Origin of the sequence: Parafrankia sp. Ea1.12 (assembly GCF_900465275.1) — a bacterium.
GTDB classification, from domain to species: Bacteria; Actinomycetota; Actinomycetes; order Frankiales; family Frankiaceae; genus Parafrankia; species Parafrankia soli.
Genome location: NZ_UBIZ01000425.1, coordinates 1 through 4,486, shown reverse-complemented (window position 1 = coordinate 4,486; position 4,486 = coordinate 1). Strand labels below are relative to the sequence as shown.

Annotated in this window: 3 protein-coding genes and 1 pseudogene; 2 read left to right on the top strand and 2 right to left on the bottom strand. The window is 68.4% G+C overall.

The window, feature by feature from the left end; translation table 11 throughout:
* Positions 1-124 (bottom strand): CoA transferase (locus tag FMEAI12_RS24805; RefSeq protein ID WP_200835240.1); only part of this gene is annotated, 124 nt, incomplete at its 3' end.
* A 572-nt stretch (positions 125-696) separates the two neighbouring features.
* Here FMEAI12_RS24805 and FMEAI12_RS24800 point away from each other — a divergent pair.
* On the top strand, positions 697-1,500 hold the full coding sequence (locus tag FMEAI12_RS24800; protein ID WP_112108037.1) for a TetR/AcrR family transcriptional regulator: 804 nt from the start codon (positions 697-699) through the stop codon (positions 1,498-1,500).
* 1,083 nt (positions 1,501-2,583) lie between these two features.
* On the opposite strand, the gene FMEAI12_RS24790 is transcribed toward FMEAI12_RS24800, so the two are convergent.
* On the bottom strand, positions 2,584-3,345 hold the full coding sequence (locus FMEAI12_RS24790) for a protein phosphatase 2C domain-containing protein (RefSeq protein ID WP_112108036.1): 762 nt from the start codon (positions 3,343-3,345) through the stop codon (positions 2,584-2,586).
* Positions 3,346-3,694: 349 nt separating this feature from the next.
* Here FMEAI12_RS24790 and FMEAI12_RS24785 point away from each other — a divergent pair.
* Positions 3,695-4,486: pseudogene (locus tag FMEAI12_RS24785) on the top strand (GGDEF domain-containing protein); the annotation flags it as partial.

The window sequence follows — 4,486 nt, the reverse complement described above, 5'->3', positions numbered from 1 at the left end:
CACGCTCGACGTGCTCGATCTTGATGACGTCGGCACCCCAGTCGGACAGCAACGCGGACGCAGCGGGTACGAACGTGTGCTCAGCGACCTCGAGGATCCGTACACCCTGCATCACCGCGGTCATGAACACTCTCCTGCCTCATCGCCGGTGGCGGTCACCGGCCACATCGTGTACGCGGGGATCGGCGGATCACCTTTTCGCCTGGGTGGATTCCCTGCGCGCTGGTGGGCGCGCCGCGGGCGGCGGTGAGGAGCCCTGCCGGCCGGGGCGCCGGTGAAATCCACCGAGCTGGTTGGGCGCGGAATCTTCCCGGCGGGCTGCTTGAGATCAAGCTGAAGGTCGCCTGCCTGTTCGCCGGGCCGGGCGGAGAAGCCTTTCCGGTGATGTCCGGAGAACGCCGACAGCGCGGGCCAGATGGCGCGCGTCGGGAGAAGGCGTGACGTTTGCCGGTCAGCCGGGTGGGTGGTGGCGGGGGTGGGCCTGGTCATGCGACCGGCCAGGGTGCGGCGACGACGTCGGTCGCGGTACCCCGCCGCTCTCGTGGCCGGCGGTTGGGACCCATGTCGGTAGACACAAGTAGGTCCGCGCTGTAATCGTGGCCGCACACCCACTCCTTATGCGACTGGCGGTCGCTTGCCAGTGGATGAGTATGCGGGCGATGCTCGCATACCGTCAAGACGGAACTGGAGGGCCCTGTGACATCTTCACCACCCGTGGTGACCGATGGTCTCCGGTCGCCTGCTCACGACGACGGAGCCGCACCGGCCGAGGAGACGGCGGTACCCGCTGAGCCCGGATCCGCCCGCTGGTGGACGGAGCGCGCCCTGGTCGACCGTCGCCGCAGGCCGCGAGCCGGCGGACTGTCCACCGAACGCATCGTCGAGACGGCCCTGGAGATCCTCCGCGAGGAAGGGCTGGAAGCGCTGACCGTGCGCTCGGTCGCCGAACGGCTCGGCACCAGCAACGCCTCGCTTTACCGGCACATCGCCAGCCGCGACGAGCTGATCGCCCTCATCGCCGACCACGTGATGGGCGACATCCGACTCGATCGCACCGGCCGCGGCTGGCGCGCCGACATCGAGGCACTGATGTTCGAGATGCGCAGGGTCACCCTCAGCCAGCCGCTGCCCCCGTCGGCTGGGCGGAGCAAATCGGGATCCGGATCCGGGCCGAACATGCTGCGCCTCGTCGAATTCGCCCTCGCCCTGTACCGCGAGGCCGGACTGACCGACAGACAGGCGGTCTACACGACCATAACGATGATCGAGTTCGTTGGCGGTTCCACCAACATCCGACGCAGCCCCGCCGGTCGCGGCTCGAACGGAGTGGCCGGAGCAGCCGACCTGCGTCAACTTCTCGACGGACTACCCGCCGACGACTTCCCGGCGCTACGTACGGCCGGGAATCTCTACACCGCCGCCTCCGCCGACGACGTCTTCACCCACGGCATGACCCTCTTCCTCGACGGCGTCGCCAGCCAACTCCCCAGCAATCAATAACCGCACCGCAGATACCCGACCCCTGAGAGGCCAAGCTTGAACAGGGCGGCTGCGCCGACCCAGGGGATGCTGCGAGCTGCGTGGCGCTCGCCGTTCCAACAGTGTTGGTGCCGCCTTTTCGTCATGCCGTCAAATTTGTCATGGGCTTGGTGGGCTCGCTGAGCAGATCACGCCCGTACAACTCGCCGCGTCCGTGAACAGGTAACACCCCGCCGACTACCCTCAGTACAGGCCGAGGAACTGTGGATCAAGCGCTAAGAGGGCGCCTCGCGTGGCTTTGATAGATCTTTGAGGCCATGTTCGTCGACAACCTTCTGTCAGCAGCTCGAGGTGCTGGACGAACTGTCCGAGCTGCTGCTGGACGAGGAACTGTCGTAGCTACTGCTCGACGAACTACCGGAGCTGCTGTGGCTGTCGGAGCCGCCCCAGGAGTCCGAACCCGAGTGACAATGATCGTGATGACCGCCGTGAACATGATGGTTGTGGCCGTACTGGTCGCCGTGGCGGTGGCCGTAGTGGCCGTGGCTCCAACCGCCGTCGCCGTCGTCGGAACCGCCACTGCTTCCCCTCGGTTCGGCCCCGAGAACGGTGCCGAACCGAGGGGTGAAATCGCGACCCCGGCCGCCGAAGCCGAAACGTCCGGGTAGCGGCGGCGGGGCGCCCCCGCGGCCGTGCAACTCGTCGAGCCTCCACCGGGTCAGGCGCGGCAGGAGCAGGAGGATCGAAATCATCGTGACCGCCGTCACGCCAGCGATCATCGGCGCAAGCAGGAATCGCTTGTCCGCCGGGAGCATGAAGGAGACCGAAAGGGCCCCACCTATGAGAAGCACCGGGACCGCGTGCAGACCAGCTATCACACGTGACATGTCCTGAGTTGTAGCGCGGCCGATCAGCCTCCCACCGCGATCGACGCCGACCCGACAGGTGGGCGCGAGCCGGGGTTCGCGCCACCGAACCTGACCCCGGCCGGCGCACCTGCCAGGGCGCCCCGGCCCCGGCTCCCCGCCGGCGACGGGTCTGGAGCCGCGGACGAACATCGACCAACGGGCCGGGTCGCGATCTCGTGCCCGGATCAACACGCCTCTACCTGCGGAGCAGGATGGCGGTCGCGTCATCGTGGCGCTTCTCCTGGCGGCGTGCAGCCATCTCGGGTGCCTCGGCGCGCTCCGCCGCGCGGGTCCGGCGAATCAACTCGGCAGGCCCCGGCTTGTCCAGAAGATCCACCAGGCCCAGCCAGTCCAGCACGCCGAACTGTTCGACGAGCCGGGACGCGCCGTCCGACAGCAGGGCCGCGCGGTGGACCTCGTCAGCCGGCACCGAACCGGTGACGGCCTGATATGCGGCGTCAGGGTTGGTGGAAGCCACCCAGAACCCGCCCGGCTGGTTCCGGGAACGGGCCACCCCGTCTGCCGAGTAGTCCGGCAGGTGCGCTATCCGGTCGTCGATGATCGGGCGGATGGTTCCACCGAGGTCGAGGATCAGCGGCGAGTCGGCAAGGACGAGGTATTCGAACTCCTCGGATGTCCACCGTGCGATGACGGCGGTAGAGCTGGGACTGTTGGGGTTCGACAGGTCGCAGTCGGGGCCGTGCCGGCGGCAGGTTGCCTGGATGGACTCGGCAAGCAGGTCTGGGAGAGCTGGGAGAGTCTGCTGCGAGCCGAGTAGCCGTTGGGCGAGCTCCCCGGCGAGGGTGCTGGCGAGCCAGCGGACGTCGTGCACGCACCCGGAGACCACACCGGCACGGGCGGTCGCGCCGTCGAGGATGAACGCCCAGCCGTCGCCGACGGCGACCGCGTCCTCGTTGACCCGGCCGGGGGTGTGCTCGGTGGCGAAGGTCGCGCGCATCAGTCTGGGATCCTGAAATGGTTGAAGGGCTGGGCCATGTCACCTGCGATCACAGCGTGCATACCTCCACCAGCCGACCGCCGACAGCGTAGGCAGGACGTCAGCCTGCCAGCGACGCTGGCATCGCCGCAGCCCGCGGCGACTGCACCCCGCTACAGCCGCTTCGTCACGACATTCGCCGTGACGGAGCCCTCCTTGTTCAACCCACCCTAGCCGAATCGTCACTGTACGAATCTAAATGATTGCGATAAGCTTCCTTGCGGGGGTGTGGGTGATGCTCAAACTCCGCAATGTCGTCGTTTCTGCACATAGTCCGTGGCGTCTGACCGGTTCGGGTCGTACGCCACGAGTGTTGTGGTGCGCCATCATCGCCTCCCTGGCGCTGCTGGGGCTGGATGTTGCTTTCGCGGTGCTGCTGGACCTGCGCTCCGCCCGCGTCGCCACGGACCTCGTCTCCACCGCCGCCCAGTTCGCCGCCGCGGCCGCCTGCTTCTGGACCGCCCGGCGGGTACGCGGGGCGGAGCGCCGCTGGCGGGTGCTCGTCGGTCTCACCGCCGCCGGGGCGATGCTCGCCAGCCTCTCGATCGCACCGACGTTGCTGGCCGGAGACCTGCCCCACAGGCAAGGCATGTCCCCGGCGTATGCCGTCTTCCTCAGTTTCTACGGGGTGGCCCTGGCCGGGCTGCTGTCCCTGCCCACCGACCCGGTGGACAGCCGGGCCGGGAGTGCTGGCAGGCGGTGGTACGGCGCCCACCGCTGGCATGCGATCACCCTGCTGGACTGCCTGCTGATCGCCGGCTCGCTCGTCCTGCTGCAATGGGGGACGGTGCTCGCCCCGCTCGTCCAGACCGGCCCCGGTCTCAGGCCGTTCCGGTTCGCTTTGACCCATCAGGGTGCCGGTCTGATCCTCGCCACCGCGGTCGTGCTGATCGCCTGCTTCCGCCGACCCCGTGCCCCGGCGACGCTGGCGCTGCTGGGCACCGGCCTGCTGGCCTACGGACTCACCACCAACGTCATGGCCTACGTCGCCGCGGAGTACGGGTTCCACCTGCCACCCTGGGGCCTGATCGGGTTCGCTCTCGCCTTCCTGCTGGTCTTCCTCGCCGCGTTCGTCCCGGTCCCGACCCCCACGCCCCCCGAG

Bases quoted from the DNA above. Each gene is read 5' to 3' on its own strand.
- FMEAI12_RS24790 (WP_112108036.1), bottom strand. From the start codon at position 3,345: ATGCGCGCGACCTTCGCCACCGAGCACACCCCCGGCCGGGTCAACGAG.